This is a genomic window from Inhella sp., assembly GCF_041912635.1.
Classification (GTDB): domain Bacteria; phylum Pseudomonadota; class Gammaproteobacteria; order Burkholderiales; family Burkholderiaceae_C; genus Inhella.
This window is the reverse complement of the sequence record NZ_JAYRMO010000040.1, coordinates 1-15,284: the sequence shown is the minus strand read 5'-3', so window position 1 is coordinate 15,284 and position 15,284 is coordinate 1. Positions and strand designations below refer to the sequence as shown.

General features: G+C 70.5%; 13 protein-coding genes and 1 riboswitch. All 13 genes read right to left on the bottom strand.

Annotated features, from left to right (window positions below; translation table 11 throughout):
• Positions 1-59: 59 nt before the first annotated feature.
• The 13 genes from ACE3QP_RS19205 to ACE3QP_RS19145 all read right to left on the bottom strand — a co-directional run bounded on the left by ACE3QP_RS19205 (position 60) and on the right by ACE3QP_RS19145 (position 14,635).
• On the bottom strand, positions 60-641 hold the full coding sequence (locus ACE3QP_RS19205; RefSeq protein WP_374438307.1) for a C39 family peptidase: 582 nt from the start codon (positions 639-641) through the stop codon (positions 60-62).
• A gap of 10 nt (positions 642-651) precedes the next feature.
• A complete protein-coding gene (locus ACE3QP_RS19200; protein ID WP_374438305.1) occupies positions 652-1,413 on the bottom strand; it encodes a hypothetical protein in 762 nt (253 codons plus the stop codon).
• A 300-nt stretch (positions 1,414-1,713) separates the two neighbouring features.
• A complete protein-coding gene (locus tag ACE3QP_RS19195) occupies positions 1,714-3,882 on the bottom strand; it encodes an EAL domain-containing protein (RefSeq protein ID WP_374438304.1) in 2,169 nt (722 codons plus the stop codon).
• A gap of 94 nt (positions 3,883-3,976) precedes the next feature.
• On the bottom strand, positions 3,977-4,618 hold the full coding sequence (locus ACE3QP_RS19190) for a response regulator (RefSeq protein WP_374438302.1): 642 nt from the start codon (positions 4,616-4,618) through the stop codon (positions 3,977-3,979).
• Positions 4,599-6,002: a CHASE3 domain-containing protein gene (locus ACE3QP_RS19185; protein WP_374438301.1), complete on the bottom strand. Its 1,404-nt coding sequence runs from the start codon at positions 6,000-6,002 to the stop codon at positions 4,599-4,601. Before ACE3QP_RS19185 ends, ACE3QP_RS19190 begins: the two co-directional genes overlap by 20 nt.
• A gap of 51 nt (positions 6,003-6,053) precedes the next feature.
• The gene (locus ACE3QP_RS19180; RefSeq protein WP_374438300.1) at positions 6,054-7,499 is read right to left on the bottom strand and encodes a cobyric acid synthase; all 1,446 of its coding nucleotides are present in this window, start codon (positions 7,497-7,499) and stop codon (positions 6,054-6,056) included.
• The gene (locus ACE3QP_RS19175) at positions 7,496-8,161 is read right to left on the bottom strand and encodes an adenosine nucleotide hydrolase (protein ID WP_374438299.1); all 666 of its coding nucleotides are present in this window, start codon (positions 8,159-8,161) and stop codon (positions 7,496-7,498) included. Before ACE3QP_RS19175 ends, ACE3QP_RS19180 begins: the two co-directional genes overlap by 4 nt.
• Complete coding sequence (cobO, locus tag ACE3QP_RS19170; protein ID WP_374438298.1) at positions 8,158-8,727, bottom strand: cob(I)yrinic acid a,c-diamide adenosyltransferase; 570 nt, start codon at positions 8,725-8,727, stop codon at positions 8,158-8,160. Before cobO ends, ACE3QP_RS19175 begins: the two co-directional genes overlap by 4 nt.
• A complete protein-coding gene (locus ACE3QP_RS19165) occupies positions 8,717-9,508 on the bottom strand; it encodes an ABC transporter ATP-binding protein (protein WP_374438296.1) in 792 nt (263 codons plus the stop codon). Before ACE3QP_RS19165 ends, cobO begins: the two co-directional genes overlap by 11 nt.
• Positions 9,505-10,554, bottom strand: a complete 1,050-nt coding sequence (locus ACE3QP_RS19160) for a FecCD family ABC transporter permease (protein ID WP_374438294.1) — start codon at positions 10,552-10,554, stop codon at positions 9,505-9,507. The genes ACE3QP_RS19165 and ACE3QP_RS19160 overlap by 4 nt, the downstream gene beginning before the upstream one ends.
• Before the next feature lie 565 nt (positions 10,555-11,119).
• Complete coding sequence (locus ACE3QP_RS19155; protein WP_374438292.1) at positions 11,120-11,980, bottom strand: ABC transporter substrate-binding protein; 861 nt, start codon at positions 11,978-11,980, stop codon at positions 11,120-11,122.
• Positions 11,981-12,004: 24 nt separating this feature from the next.
• Entirely contained in the window at positions 12,005-13,855 is a 1,851-nt protein-coding gene (locus tag ACE3QP_RS19150) for a TonB-dependent receptor domain-containing protein (RefSeq protein WP_374438290.1), read from the bottom strand.
• Between the two features lie 66 nt (positions 13,856-13,921).
• Positions 13,922-14,161, bottom strand: a riboswitch (cobalamin riboswitch).
• 81 nt (positions 14,162-14,242) lie between these two features.
• Positions 14,243-14,635, bottom strand: a complete 393-nt coding sequence (locus ACE3QP_RS19145; protein ID WP_374438289.1) for an Imm10 family immunity protein — start codon at positions 14,633-14,635, stop codon at positions 14,243-14,245.
• Positions 14,636-15,284: the final 649 nt, after the last annotated feature.

Below are 15,284 nucleotides of genomic sequence, written 5' to 3'. Positions count from 1 at the left end.
CCGGGACGAAATCCCGGCGGGCTCTCACTCAGACCAGCAACGGCTCAGCAAGCGCGCCCTCAGCGCGTCACCCTCAAGGTATGCGTCCAGTTGTGCTCGCTGCTCGACACCGCATAGCTGTAGGTCTGGTAGACCTGCCCCTCACCCGGCCAGGGGTCCATGATGTAGACGTAGTTGGTGCCGTTGTAGGTCTCGTAGCCACGGCCCACCTTGATGTGCCCGCCGCCGCTGCGCCAGCCTATACGCATGACGAAGGGGCGGTTGTTGTTGATGTCGGTGACCACCGTGTTCCAGGACGAGGCGTAGCCGTAGGCGTAGTTGGGCACGCCCCAGGCGCTGAGGATGTTCTGCACGCTGCCGTTCGAGCCGTACAGCGCGTTGGGCTGGTTGGCGTAGCTGTTCCAGTTGAAGCTGCTGTTGCCACAGGCGTAGTTGATGCCGTAGGCCCAGTTGACGATTTGGCACTGGCTGGGCGGTGTGCGGTAGTAATTGATGACCGCCTTGCTGGAGGCCGACCAGCACCACTGGCTGTGCTCCTGCGTGGTGAGCGGAACGTTCAGCGTGCGCCATTGCGCCTGGGCCAGGGGGGCGGCCAGCAGCAGGGCGGCGGTGAGCAGGGCCTTGTTCAGCGTGATTTGCATGTCGTCTCCTTCAGCGGAAACCGTCCAGGTTCTTGCGTACCGCGGCGCGCAGCGGCTCGATCAGATCGGCCTGCTCGGCCAGTCCCGCCGGATCGGCCGCCACACCGGCGCGCTGCGGCTGCAGCAGCAGGGATTGGCGGGCCGAGAACAGCGGGGCGAAGCGGGCGCGGCCGTCGCGTGCGTCCTGCACCTCCAGGAAGTCGGACTGCGCCTGGAACACGCGGATGAAGCGCACATTGCTGCGCGCGCCATTGGCATGGCGGCCCATCACGGCGTCCACGTCCTTGGCCAGTACGGTGGCGCCGAAGGAAACGGTCTCCCAGCGGCCGTTGTGCTGCTGCACCGTGGCCAGGCCGATGGGGCGCCCCTCCAGCTGCACCACAAAGCGCCAGGTTCCGGTGGGCTTGGCGCGCCGGCTCAGCTCGGCACGGGGGTCAAACAGGTCCTGCGGATCGACGGTGTGGACCTCGAAGCCATAGGCCAGGCGGGCGTTCTGCAGGTCCTGCAGATCGTTGACCTCGAAAGGAAAGCCGTCCGGCAGCGTGCCTTCATGGTTGGCCAGGCTGCGGCGCACGAAGGCTTGGAAGTCGCGCTGGGCGGCGGCCAGGGCCTCGGCCGGCTCGGCACGCCGGTTGGCCGCCGGGGCGGCCTCGGCTGCCGCTGCAGCGGGCGCGCTCGGGCCCAGGCCGGCGGCCAAGGTCAGCGCGGCCATGCCAAGGCGGCCGGCCATCCATTCAGCCACGCGGCGGCGTGGCACAGGGGGGTTGTGCATGTCCAAGCTCCAAAGGGGTGGGAGGACCGCGCGCGGTCGGGCCCGCGCGGCGGGGGGCGCACGGCCTGCCGGCCAGGTCAGGCCGGCGGCTTGCCACCGAAGGGTTCAGACCGGGGTGTGGTCTGGCTGAAGCAGCGCCAGGCGCCAGGGTGGGGCGCAGGCGGCAGGCGCAGTCTTCCCAGACGGCCCCGCTGGCGGGCTAGGGACCTCAACCCATCGGGTCGAAACCGCTTGACCCACTCCAGGAACTGAACTAACTCCTTGTCTTGATTGACAAATTGTGAGTTCGGTGAGTTTTCTTCAGCGGTGCTGCAGCCAGGCCCGCAAGGCCTCGTCGGCCAGCGGGCGGCAGCAGCCATAGCCTTGCAGGGCCTCGCAGCCCAGCTCCAGCAGCAGCTGCTGCTGGGCCAGCTGTTCCACCCCCTCGGCCAGGGTGCCCAGGTGCAGGGCGCGTGCCATGCCCAGCACGGCGGCCACCATGGCGGTGGCGCGCGGCTCGCCGATGTCGCGCACGAAGCTGCGGTCGATCTTCAGCACGTCGATGGGCAGGCGGTGCAGCTGGCCCAGTGACGAATAGCCCTCGCCGAAATCGTCCACCGCGATCGACACCTGGCGCTCGCGCAGCGCGTGCAGCACGCTCAGGGCCTCGGCGCCATCGGCGCTGAGCGCGGTTTCGGTGATCTCGATCTCCAGCCGCGTACCGTCCAGGCCCTGCTCGGCAAGGGCGGCATCCACACGCTCCACCAGATCGCGGCGCAGGCCGCAGCCGGAGCGGTTGACGGCCACGCGTGGCACCTGCAGGCCCTGCGCATCCCAACCGCGCAGCAGCTGAAGGGAGCGGCGCAGCACCCAGTCGTCGATGGCACCGATCAGGCCGCGCTCCTCGGCGAAGGGGATGAAGCGGTCGGGCCCCAGCAGGCCCAGGCGCGGGTGCTGCCAGCGCACCAGGGCCTCGACGGCACGCAGCCGCCCGTCGGCCCAGAGCTGGGGCTGGAAGTGCAGCAGCAGCTCGTCGCGTTCGATGGCGGCGTGCAGGTCCTGCTCCAGCATCAGCGCGGCCCCGGCGGGGTCGTCGAACTGTGGGGCGTACAGCAGGGCCTGGGCGCCACCGCGCGCCTTGGCTTCCAGCAGGGCCAGGTCGGCGTGTCGCAGCAGCAGCTCGGGGCTTTCGCCATGGGGCGGGAACAGGGCCACGCCGGCGCTGGCCGCGGCCTGCAGGCGCTGGCCTTCGATGACGATGGGCTCGGCCAGCTGCTGCAGCAGCTTGCTGGCCAGGGCCAGGGCCTGCTCGGGTTGCTCCAGGTCGTGCACCAGCACGGCAAATTCATCCGCACCCAGGCGGGCCACGGTGTCGCTGTCGCGCAGGGCCTGCACCAGGCGGCCGGCGCTGACGCTCAACACCACATCGCCCACATCGTGGCCGAGCGAGTCGTTGATGAGTTTGAAGCGGTCCAACCCCAGCACGATCAGCGCCAGGCCGCGGCGGTGGCGCTGCGCCAGGCGCAGCTGCTGGTCCAGGCGGTCACGCAGCGTGGTGCGGTTGGTCAGGCCGGTGAGCGGGTCGCGCGTGGCCAGATGGTGCAGATGGGCCTCGGCATGGGCACGCCGCTGCGCCTCGGTCTGCAGATGGTGCAGGCGGCGGCGCAGCTCCATTTCGGAGACGGCGCTTTGTGCCAGTGTTTCCAGCGCCTCGCGCTGCAGGGCGCTGAGCTGGCGCGGCTCACGGTCCAGCACGCACAGTGTGCCCAGGGCCTCCCCCGTGGGCAGGCGCAGCGGCACGCCGGCATAGGAGCGTGCATGCGGGGCGCCACGCACCAAAGGGTTGTCCAGGAATCGTGGGTCGGCGCGCGCATCGCTGACTTCGAACAACTCGTGCTGCAGGATGGCGTGGGCGCAGAAAGACACCGAGCGCGAGGTGCTGGGTGCGTCCAGGCCCTGGCGCGAAAGAAACCACTGGCGGCGCTCGTCCAGCAGGGTGATGAGGGCCATCGGCGTGTCGGTCAGAGACGCAGCCAGGCGGGTCAGACGGTCGAACAGGGGTTGGGGCTTGCTGTCCAGCAGGCCGGTGTCCTGCAGCGCGGCCAGGCGCTGCAGTTCGTTCTCCGGCACGGGAGGCAGCCAGGATTGCAGACGCTGCAGGCAGTCCTCGAACTCCAGCGTCTTGTCGAAGAAGCCCAAGGCGCCCAGGCCCAGGCAGGCCTCACGCAGATGGGCGCCGCGCTGGTTCGTCAGCACCAGCACACGGGCGCCGCAGCCGGCGGCGCGCACGCGCTCCAGCACCTTCAGGCCCTGGCCCTGGCGCAGGCCCAGGTCCAGCAGCAGCACATCGGGCTGCTGTTCCTGCACCAGGCCCACCGCGCTGTCTTCGGTATCGGCCCAGCCCACCAGATCAATGGCAGGTTGGTGCTCGAAGCGCCATTCCAGCTGCTCGCGAATCATCAGCGAGTCTTCCACCAAGGCCAGTTTCATGTCGTGCTCCCTCTGGCCTGAAGGATCACGCGAACGCCCGGGCGGCAACAGCAGCCGCGGCGGATTTGCGCCTCGGCGCTTGCCGATTGGTCTGTCAGCCTTCGCCTACAAGCAGCTGATGCTCCAGGCAGTAGCGCGCCAGCTCGGCATTGCTGCCCAGGCCGAGCTTTTCGAGCACGCGGCTGCGGTAGGTGCTGATGGTCTTGGGCGAGAGGTGCATGGCGCTGGCGATGTCGGCCACGCGCTCGCCGCGCGCCAGCAGCAGCAGCACGCGGTACTCCTGCTCGCTCAGGGCCTGGTGCGGCAGGCTCTGGGCCTGGCCGCCCACACGCTGCATCAGGTGCTCGGCCAGGTCCGCACTCAGGTAGCGGCCGCCCTGCAGGATGCGTTCGATGGCACGCACCAGATCGGCCGCGGCCTGGTCCTTGGGCAGGTAGCCGGCCGCGCCCAGTTGCAGCACGCGCTCGGCAAAGGCCAGCTCGGCGTTCAGGCTGAGCACCAGCACCGGCAGGCCCGGGGCGGCGCGCAGCAGCCGGGCCACGCCTTCCACGCCGCCGGCGTCGGGCAGGTTCAGGTCCAGCAGGGCCAGGGTGGCGGCCGGCGGTTCGCGCAGGGCCTGCAGGGCGTCTTGCAGGCTGCCGCATTCCACGCAGTGGGCATCGGGCCAGCGCTGCTGCAGCAGGGCCTGCACGCCCACACGAAAGATCGGGTGGTCTTCAATCAGCAGGAACTTCATCGGGGGTTTGCAGCGGCAGGGTCACGGTGATGAGGGTACCGCCCTGGGCGCCCGGGCCCAGCTGCAGCGTGCCGCCATGCCAGGCCGCGCGTTCGCGCATGCCGGTCAGGCCCAGGGCGCCAGGGCGGGCGGTGCCAGCGCCCAGGCCCACGCCGTCGTCCTGCACGCGCAGGCGGTAGTGGCGGCCGTCGGCGCTCAGGCCGCCCTCAATCTGCACCTGGCGCGCGCTGGCGTGGCGCAGCACATTGGTCAGCGCTTCCTGGGCGATGCGAAACAGGCTGAGCGCCTGCTCGGACGTGAGGCGGGCGGCGTCCTGCACCGCCAGCTGCGTGGCCAGGCCCACGGGTTCGATGACCTGCTGCAGGTGGTGGCGCAGCGCCGCGGCCAGGCCCAGCTCATCCAGCAGCGGCGGGCGCAGCTCGGCGGTGATGCGCCGGCTGGTCGTCACGCCCTGCTGCAGCGCCTGATCCAGCGCCTGCGCCTGGCGCGGCGGCAGGGCCGTGGCCGGCAGGCCGCTGACGATGAGCTTGATGGCGGTGAAGACCTGGCCGATCTGGTCGTGCACCTCGCGCGCCAGGCGGCGGCGTTCGGCCTCGATGGCGCGGTCCTGCTGGGCGGCGAAGGCGGTAATCTGGGTGCGCGCGGCGTCCAGCTCGGCGGTGCGGGCCACCACGCGCGCATCCAGCTCGACATTGGCCTGCTGCAGGGCCGCCTGGGCGCGCTGGCGGCGCTGGCGCTCGCGCCACAGCAGGGCCAGCGCCGCGCCCGCCAGCAGCAGGCTCAGGCTGGTGGCCAGGGCGCTGGCGCGCTGGGCCTCGGCGCGCAGGGCCTGCACCTGGGCATGCAGGGCCTCGATGCGGGCCAGCTGGTGCGCGTCCAGGCGCGCAAAGCGCTCGCGCAGCGCATCCATCGCCCGCCGGCCCTGCTCGAACAGCTGCTGCTCCTCCAGCACATGCAGGCCGCGGCTGCGGCGCAGCGCCACGGTGTCGGCGAGCAAGCGCTGGCGCTGCGCGCTGAGCTGCTCCAGCTCATCCCAGTCCTGCCCCGCGGGCAGCGGCAGGCTCAGGCTGGCGCGCAGCTGCAACTGCAGCGCCGGCATGTCGGCCAGCGCCTGGATGTAGGGAATCAGGAAATCCTCGCGCCCGGTGATGACGAAGCCGCGCACGCCGGTTTCCAGGTCCTTGTGCAGCGAGAGGGTCTGGGCCAGGAAGAGCCGGCCATTGCGCGCCCGCGCGCGCTGCTCGGTCATCTCCGACACCGACTCCAGCCGGCGCAGGGCCTGCCAGTCGGCCAGCGCCAGCGAACCCAGGGCCGCCAGCAGCATCAGCAGGCTGGGCCAGAGCGAGGCGCCGGAGCGCAATCGGTTCAGCAGGCGGCGGGGCATGGCGGCAGCGTACGGTGGCGCCGATTATGGAAAGCTTGCGCGGTCAGCCGCTCAGGCCAGCAGCTCGCACAGCCCCGGCTGCGCCTCGATCAGATCGGCCAGCTGCTCGAAGGCCTGGTGCAGCGTGGGCACGCGCTGGCCGAACAGGGCGCGCAGCACGGCCGGGTCCTCGAACAGGCCGTGCGCGTACAGGCCCAGCACTGCGCCCTGCTGCCAGCCGATGGCCTGGCCGTCGGCGCCGTGCAGCACGGCCGGCACCTCCGATTGCGTGTGGCCGCAGCGGATCTCGTAGCCCTGCGCCGCCACGCCGGCCAGCCCCGCCCAGGGGCCTTGCGGCGCGCCAAAGCGCACCGCGCCGGCCAACAGGCGCTTGGGTGCGCGGTAGTGCGTGCGCAGCGGCAGCAGGCCCAGGCCGGGTTCCTCGGCATAGGGCTGGCCGTCCACGCCCTCGGGGTCGTGCAGGCTCTGGCCCAGCATCTGCAAGCCACCACAGATGCCCAGCACCGGGCGGCCGGCCTGCACATGGGCACGCAGTTCGGCCTCCAGGCCCTGCGCGCGCAGCCAGCGCAGGTCGCCCCGCACCTGCTTGGAGCCGGGCAGCACCACCCAATCGGCCCCGCGCAGCGCCCCGGCACTGCGCGCCCACACCAGCTCCACGCCAGGCAGGCGGCTCAAGGGGTGGAATTCGTCCAGATTGCTGATGTGCGGCCCGGCCACGATGGCGATGCGCAGGCCGCTGCCCTGGCGCTCGCTGCCGTAGAGGCCGTCCTCCTCGGGCAGGCCGTGGTCGCGCTGCATGGGCAGCACGGCGCGCAGGGGCACGCCGGTGAGCGCCTGCAGCTGTTCGGGCCCGGGAGCGAGCAGGCTGGCGTCGCCGCGGAACTTGTTGAACACAAAGCCCTGCAGCAGCGGGCGCAGGTCTTCGGGCAGCAAGGCCCAGGTGCCGTGCAAATGCGCAAAGGCGCCGCCGCGGTCGATGTCGGCCACCAGCAGGGCCTGGGTGGGGCCGAGTTCGCGCGCCCAGCGCGCGGTGTGCAGGTTCACGTAGTCCTGCGGGGCCAGATTGATCTCGGCCGGCGAGCCCGCGCCCTCCACCACGATCAGGTCGTGCTGCGCCGCCAGGCGCTCGAAGCTGGCGCGCGCGGCCGCGGCCAGCGCAGGGCTGCGCTCGCGCCAGGGCATGCGGCTCAGTTCCTGCGCCACGCGCCCTTGCAGCACCACCTGGCTGGCGGTGTCGGCCTCGGGCTTCAAGAGCACCGGGTTCATGTCCACCGTGGGCGCCACGCCGGCGGCCAGGGCCTGGAAGTACTGCGCCGCGCCGATTTCGCCGCAGCCGCCATCGGCCAGCGGCACCACGCGCGCGTTGTTGCTCATGTTCTGCGCCTTGAAGGGCGCCACGCGCAAGCCCCGCCGCGCCGCCCAGCGGCACAGGGCCGTGGCCACGAAGCTCTTGCCTGCGCCGCTGCTGCAGCCCCAGACGATCAGGGTGCGCGTCATGCCGCCTCCGGGGTGCAAAAGGCGAACTCGGTGGGCCGCAGCGGCGGGCGGCTGGGTTGGATGCGCACAGGGCCGGGCCGCAGCGGCAGCGGCGCGGCAAAGCCGGGGCCATCCCACACAAAGCTGTGGAACTCGCCCTCCTCGCCGGCCGGGCACACGCCCTCGGGCAGTTCGGCCAGGAAGGCGGCGTCGTAGGCGCGGCCGCAAAACGTCGCGGGCAGTCGCGCCAGGTCCACGCACACCACCCAGGCGCGGATGCCGCGCGCCAGCACGTCCTGCGCCAGCTGCCGGCGCCCCAGGCCCCAGAGCGGAAAGGCGGCGCGCAGGCCGGCGGCGGCGCAGCGGGGTTCGATCCAGTCACGATGGGCCTGCAAGTCGATGTCGCCAAACACCACGGCCTGGTGGCCGCTGGCGCGCAGCAGGGCCAGCTGGGTGCTGAAGGCCTCGCCATAGCCGCCTGGCGGCACGCGCACGCCCAGCCACTGCCCGCCCAGGGCGCGCACCTGGGCCTGCAGCCAGCTGCCGGGCAAGTCATGGCTCTTGCTGCGGCCATCGGGCTCCAGAAAGCTCAGAAAGCTCTGAACCTGCAGGCCTTGCTCGCGCGCATGCAGCAGGGCCAGCATCGAGTCCTTGCCGCCGCTCCAGGAAATGGCTGCTTTCAATCCTCGATCCCCCTTTGCGCTGGCACCCCCTGCTGGTGGTGGTGCTTGACCAGGCCGAACTCGGTCACCGTGTCCGCCAGCTCGATCAGCTCGGCCGGCGCGCCGCGGCCGGTCAACAGCACGCTCACCCCAGGCGGGCGCTCACGCAGGCAGGCCAGCACGGGCTCCAGCGCCAGCCAGCCGTAACGCAGCGGGTAGGTGATCTCGTCCAGCACCACCAGGAAATGTTCGCCCGCGCGGATGGTGGCCTCGGCCTTGGCCCAGCCCTGGCGCGCCAGCTCGGCCGAGCGCTCCAGGTCGCGGCTCTTCCAGGAAAAGCCGTCGCCCAGGCCCTCGATGGGCACGCCCAGCTGCGCAAAGGCGCGGTGCTCGCCAAAGCGCGCGCTGGGCACCTTCATGAACTGGTAGATGTGCACGGGCTTGCCACGGCCATGGGCGCGCAACGCCAGGCCGAAGGCGGCCGTGCTCTTGCCCTTGCCGGGGCCGGTGTGCACCAGCACCAGGCCACGGCGCTCGCCCTGCGCCTTGGGGGCGCCGGCGTGGTTGGGCGGGGCTTCAATCTGCATGGCTGGGCTCGTCCAGGTTCAGGGCCACTTGCGGGCGGCCGCAGGGGCCGGGGTGGATGCGGATGGCCTGGCCGAACACGGCTTCAAGCGCGCGCTGCACGCGTTCGTCCGCGCAGGGGCCCTCAGCCACCACGCGGCCGGCGGCCATCACCACCAGGTGGTCGGCCTGCAGGGCGATGGAGAGTTCGTGCAGCACCGTCACCACCGCGTGGCCGGGCCGCGCGGCCAGCTGGCGGAACAGGCGCGCCAGTGCGACCTGGTGCGGGGCGTCCAGGTGGGTGGTGGGTTCGTCCAGCAGCAGCAGCGGCGCCTCAGTGGCCAGGGCACGCGCCAGCAGCACGCGCTGGCGCTCGCCGCCGCTGAGCTCCTGCAGGCGGCGCTGTGCCCAGTCCTGGCACTCGGTCAGCGCCATGGCCTGAGCCACGGCCTGGGCATCGCGCGGGCCCGGCGTGCCGCCCAGGCCCAGGTGGGCGATGCGCCCCAGCTCCACGGTCTCGCGCACGCTCAGTTCGCCCGTGGTGTCGCTCAGCTGGGCCAGCCAAGCCAGACGGCGGGCGCGCTCGCCGGCCGTCCAGCTGGGCAGCGGACGGCCATCCAGCATCACCTGGCCGGCCTGCGCCGGCAGCAGCCCGGCCAGCGCGCGCAGCAGGGTGGATTTGCCCGCGCCATTGGGGCCGACGATGGCCGTCCAGCCACTGCCCAGCTGCAGCTCCACCCCGCGCAGCACCGGGCGGCCGCCCAAGGCCAGCTGCAGGCCTTGCACTTGCAGGCGCGGCGTCATGTCAGGCTCCGTTTGCGGATCAGCACGAACAGATAGGCCCCGCCCACCACCGCGGTCACCACACCCACCGGCAGCTCCTGCGGCGCAATCACCGCCCGTGCCAGCACATCCGCGCCCAAGAGCAGCAAGGCCCCCATCAGGCTGCTGGCCCACAGCAGCCAGGCATGCGGGCCCGGCGCATGGCGGCGCACCAGATGCGGCGCCACCAGGCCCACAAAGCCCACCAGCCCCGCCTGCGACACCGCCAGCGCCGTGGCCAGCGCCAGCGCCAGCACCAGGCCCAGGCGCACGCGCGGCAGGTTCAGGCCCAGGCTGGCCGCACTTTCCTCGCCCAGCGTGAGCGCATCCAGCGCCCGCGCCAGGCGCAGCGCCAGGAGCAGCGCCACGCCCCAGCCCAGGGCCATCAGGCCCAGCGAGGGCCAGCCCAGGAAGCTGGTGCTGCCGAGCAGAAAGGCCTGCTTGCCGCGCAGTGCGTCGGGCGAGACGAGCGTGATCAGGTCCGACACCGCGCCCAGCAGCACCGCCACCACCACGCCGGCGAGCAGCAGGCGCAGGGTGTGCAGCGCACCGGCCGCCAGGCTGAGCGTGAGCGCCACGCCGGCCAGCGCGCCACCGAAAGCCGCGCCCACCAGGCCGACGCGCTCGATCCAGGCGAGCGTCGCCAAGCTGAGACTGAAGCCCCCGAGCGTGGCGCCGGCCATCACCAGCACCACACCGAGGCCGGCGCCCGAGGCCGAGCCCAGCAGGTACGGGTCCGCCAGCGGGTTGCGGAACAAGCCTTGCGCGATGGCGCCACCCAAGCCGAGCAGCGCGCCCACGGCGGCCGCGCCCAGGCTGCGCGGGGCGCGAATCTCGCCCAGGATCAGGGCGGCCTGCTCGCCTTGGAGTTCCTGCCAGAACTGCAGCGGGGCGAAGCCGTTGGAGCCGGTCATGAGGCCGGCGATGAGGGCGAGTGCGATCAGCGCGAGCAAGGCAATGCTCAGACGCTGGCGCCTTTGCCTGGCAGGGTCTTGGGGTGGGCTGAGGGCCATGGCGAGAGTGTTCATGGCCTTTGTGTGTTTGAGTGAGAGCCCTTGGGGGCTTCACCCCCAAGCCCCGACCCGCATTTCTTTGCTGCGCCAAAGAAACGCGGGGCAAAGAAAGGCGCCAATGCACGCACGCCGCCTAGGGCGGCGCGCGATTGCACGTCCGGTTCACATGGCTCCCACACCCCTTCTGGGACTGCGAAAACCTGCCCGCTAAGCTGGCCGGAGTACCGGCCGACTAGACCACCGCAAACCATCACGGGCTCTCTGCGATGACTGGAGCCCCAACGAGCAATCAGGCGGCCCAATACGCTAGTTGGGGGTCTGTTCTTCGGAGCGCGGAGGCCATGGTCCTCGCTGCCCGGGACGACCGGTACTCCGGGCGCCTTCGTTGTCCTGACCCTCGAATTCAGATGAGGGCTCGTGTCAGTGTGAGCCCAAGCACCGCCATCACAGTTCGCCCCTAGGGCGACTGTGTGGGTTGGCGCCTTTCTTTGCCCCGCGTTTCTTTGGCAAGACAAAGAAATGCGGGTCGGGGTGCAGGGGTTGAAGACCCCTGCGGGCTGCAACGAAAAAGCGAACCCAATCACCGCAACCGCTCCAAACAAGCCGCCACCACCTCGGCCCCCTCCCCCAACCGCGGCCCCGGCCGAATCAACATCTCGTAGACCTCGCTAGGGAACGCGCACACCCGCTGCAACTGCAAGGCCGGCATGGACGACCACCCGGGTCGAGCCCCATACCCGGCAGCCTCCTTCGCCACCCCCATCACCACCCCCGGCCGTGCCCGCACCACAAACTCCGGGTTCAGCTTGGGGAACGGACCGAGCTCGGGGGTCACCACGTTCTGCAGCCCCAGCAGGGTCAGGGTCTCGCCGATGAAGGAGCTGCGACCGGCGGCGTAGGGCCCGCCGCCGATCTCGAAGTACACGCTCTGCCCGCGCAGCCCCGCCGGCACCCGCGCCTGCGCGGCCTGGATGCGCTGCTGCACCTCGCCCCACAGCCGCTCACCCGCTTCGGGCTGGCCCAACAGTTGGGCCACCAGCCCGAGCGTGCGCCGCACATCCGCGTGCGATTCCGAGCGCAGCCGGATCACCGTGAAGCCCAGGGCTTCGAGCCGATCCAGCGAGCGCGAAGCCACCGAGGCCAGCACCACATCGGGCTTGAGCCGGGCGATGGTCTCGATCTGCACATCGTCCAGCCCGCCCAGGCGCGGCAGGCTGGCCAGCGCCGGCGCGGGCCAGTTGGACCAGCGGTCCACCCCCACCAGCTTGGGCGCGCCGCCCAGCGCCGCCACCGCCTCGGTGAGCGAAGGCAGCAAGGAGACGATGCGCTGCGGCGGCGCCTTCAGCGCGTGGGAGTTGCCGCGGTCGTCCTTCAGCACCAGGGGTTGGGCCGAGGCCAGCAAGCACCAGAACCCCAGCAGGCAAGCAAACCAGAACCTCATGCGGCAACCCCTTCTTCTTGCGCGTCAGCGGCCGTAGCGCAGCGTCAGCAGCCACTCGCGGCGCGGCTGGTTGAAACCGTAGGTGGTTTCATAAGCCACATCGGCGGCATTGTTGAGCTTCAGGCCCAGCGCCCACTCCGGGGCCAGGCGCCACTGGGCGTGCAGGTCCAGCACGGTGTAGCCGTCCAGCTTCATCGTGTTGGTGGCGTTCTCGTAGCTGTCGCCCACGCTGCGCAGCTGGGCAGCGAGCATCCAGGCGCCCATGTCGCGCTGCAGCGCCAGGCGCAGGTGCTCCTTGGCACGGCGCACCAGCAGCTTGTCATTGCTGAGGTTGCGCGGGTTCAAGGCTTCGAGCGAGGCGTTCAGGCTCCAGCCGCCCTGCCAGCTCGCCTCCCAGCCCAGGCTCAGGCCTTCGATTTCCGCGCGCGGCACATTGGTCGGGTTCTGACCCGAGGTGATGTAGCCGCGGATGCGGTGCTGGAACCAGGTGGCGCGCACCTGGTGGGCGCCCTGCACCCAGCGCAGCGCCAGTTCGCGGTGCGTGCCCTCTTCGGGCAGCAGCTTGGGGTTGCCGAAGTTGGGGAAGTAGAGCTGGTTGAAGTTGGGCGCCGCAAAGCTGCTGCCCCAGGAGGCGGTGGCGCGCAGCTGCTCGTTCAGGTCCAGGCCGTAGGCGGCCGAGCCGGTGGTCTGGCCGCCGAACTGCGAATTGCGGTCGCGCCCCGCCGCCAGCTGCCAGTGGTGGCGCTCGGCCCGGCCGTTCAGGCCAAGGCCCAGGCCGGTGATGCTGCGTTGCGTCACCGCATAGGGTGCGCCGGGCCGCTGCACCGATTGCTCGTTGCGCTCCAGCACCCCGAGCAGTTCGCCGGCCGGCGTGACGAGGTTGTGCTCCCAGCTCAGCTGCTTCTGCGTGCTGGCCGTCAGGCCGGTGCCGAAGGCGCCCACCAGGGTGTTGTTCTCATCCAGCGCGCGCGCGGCACGCAGGCGCTGGCGCCAACTGCCCGCCACGCTGCCTGAAGCCTGCAGGCTCAGCACCTGGCTGCGCAGCTTGGCGCGGGCGTCGCGGCCGGGGCCGTCGTCGAACTGGGTCTCGCCGCGGCTGTCCAGGGCCAGGGCCTCGACGCGCCAGTCGCCGGCCAGCTGCAGGCCCAGGCGCAGGTTCACCGCGTCCTGGTCAAAGCCATCGCGGTCGGCGTTGTAGTTGCCAAACTGCGCGCGTGCATTGGTGGCCGAGAAGCCGTCATCGCGCGAAGCCTGCAGGCCCAGCGCGGCATCCCAGGGGCCGGAGGCCCAGCGCAAGCCGGCAGCGGCCTGGCGCTGGCCATGCGAACCGGCGGACACACGGCCATGCACGGCCAGGCCCGGCGCACCCTTGCGCGTGAAGATCTGCACCACGCCGCCCACGGCATCGCTGCCATACAGGGCCGAGAGCGGACCGCGCACGATCTCAATGCGCTCCACCGCATCCAGCGGCAGGTTGTCCCAAATCGGAATGCCGGCCGTGGCCGAGCCATAGCGCACGCCATCGATCAGCAGCAGGGTGTGGCGGCCTTCAAGGCCGCGCATCGACACCGTGGCCAGCTTGCCGGCGCCGCCGTTGGACCAGAACTGGATGCCGGGCTGCGCGGCCAGCAGCTCCACCAGCGTGCGGCCCGCCTGGGCCTCGATCTCGGAGCGGTCGATCACCGTCACCTGGGCCAGCGCCTGGTCCACCCGCTGCGGTGCGCGCTGGGTGGTGAGCACCACGGTGTCGAGTTGGGCCGAGGCCAGGGCCAAAGCCTGGGCCTGTGCCAGCGGGGCGCAGCTCAGGGAAGCGGCCAAGGCCACGGAAGCCAAAGCGGCATGGCGGGCACGGCGGCCCGAAGGGAGAGAGAACATGGAAAGCACACAGAGAACCACGTGCGCCGCCGCTTCCCCGCAGCCGCGCACCCAAGGCGCACCCTGCGGGCACGCCACCCTGTTGGCCGGTATCCGGGCTGACGGAACAACCCCTGTGACCTTCCCAGACCGCGAGGTCCAGTGGCTTCGACAGGAGCGGAAGGCTGTTGCAGGCCTTCGTCCGCTTACCGTTGCGGGGGCAGCTCAGGTTGGGGCTTGGTACCGGTACGGCCCGGCCCTTCCTGATTCCCGTTGAACTGCTGCCGCTTGAGGGCGGGAGCGAGCACCAACGGCGCCGAGTTTATTCGCTGCGGTGCAGCATGGGGATGAAGCAGATCAAGCGGCTCCGCGTTCGAAGCCGCTGATCAAGCGCCGGCTTCGCCATGCTCAATCCAACTCAACGTACCAAGACTGATCTTGAAAGGTCCGGCGGAGGGCTCGGCGAAGGCTTTCGAAAAGCCCGTCGTCTATCGCGAAGCCCACTTCGATTCTCCCGTCATTGCCCATACGCGCTGCCGCAGCTTGACTCATCTGAAGACGCAACTGGTTTCGCGTGAGTTCAGCGCGATCGATGTGACCATACCAAGACCAGCCTTGCCCACAGTACTCGATGTGGACCCGGTCCATGCCCAACTCGACGTCTTGCTCCGAGTACTCGTCGCAGTGTTGGAGCATCAGGTATTGCTCTTGTCCGGCAATTGGATCTGCCCCAAGAGCAGTGATCAGCACGCCTTCTTCCTCGGTAACGGCGCACTGCGTCGCAAAGAAGCCAGATGTCATGGGTCAGATTTGCGCTGGGGAGAGCAAGGAGTGTGCATCGCTCTCATAGCGGCCTGGCTCTGACCGTCAACCAGCCTTGACTTGGCCTCAAGAAGTGGCCCTACCCAGAGCCCTCGGGGGCTTCACCCCCGAACCCCGACCCGCATTTCTTTGCTGCGCCAAAGAAACGCGGGGCAAAGAAAGGCGCCAATGCACGCAGCCGACCTAGGGTCGGCCGCGACTGCACGTCCGGTTCACATGGCTCCCACACCCCTTCTCTGCCTGCGAGAACCCGGGCACTAGTCTGGCCGGAGTACCGGCCGACTAGACCACCGCAAACCATCACGGGCTTTCTGCGATGAACAGACCCCCAATCATCCGCAGACGAGGTTTATTGCTCATTGGGGGTCTGTTCTTCGGAGCGCCAAGGGTGATGGTTTGCGGTGCCAGGGACGACCGGTACTCCGGGCGCCTTCGTTGTCCTGCCCGTCGGAGTCAGATGGGGGCTCGTGTCAGTGTGAGCCCAAGCACCGCCATCACAGATCGCCCCTAGGAGTCTGGGCGGCAGAAGGGAAGTCCCTGACTGCAGGTGAGGCCTGAGGTGCGTTGGGAGGCTATGGCCGCGCCCTACCTCCCCTACGAGCCGCAGCAGATGCTGCTGCTGCCTCAA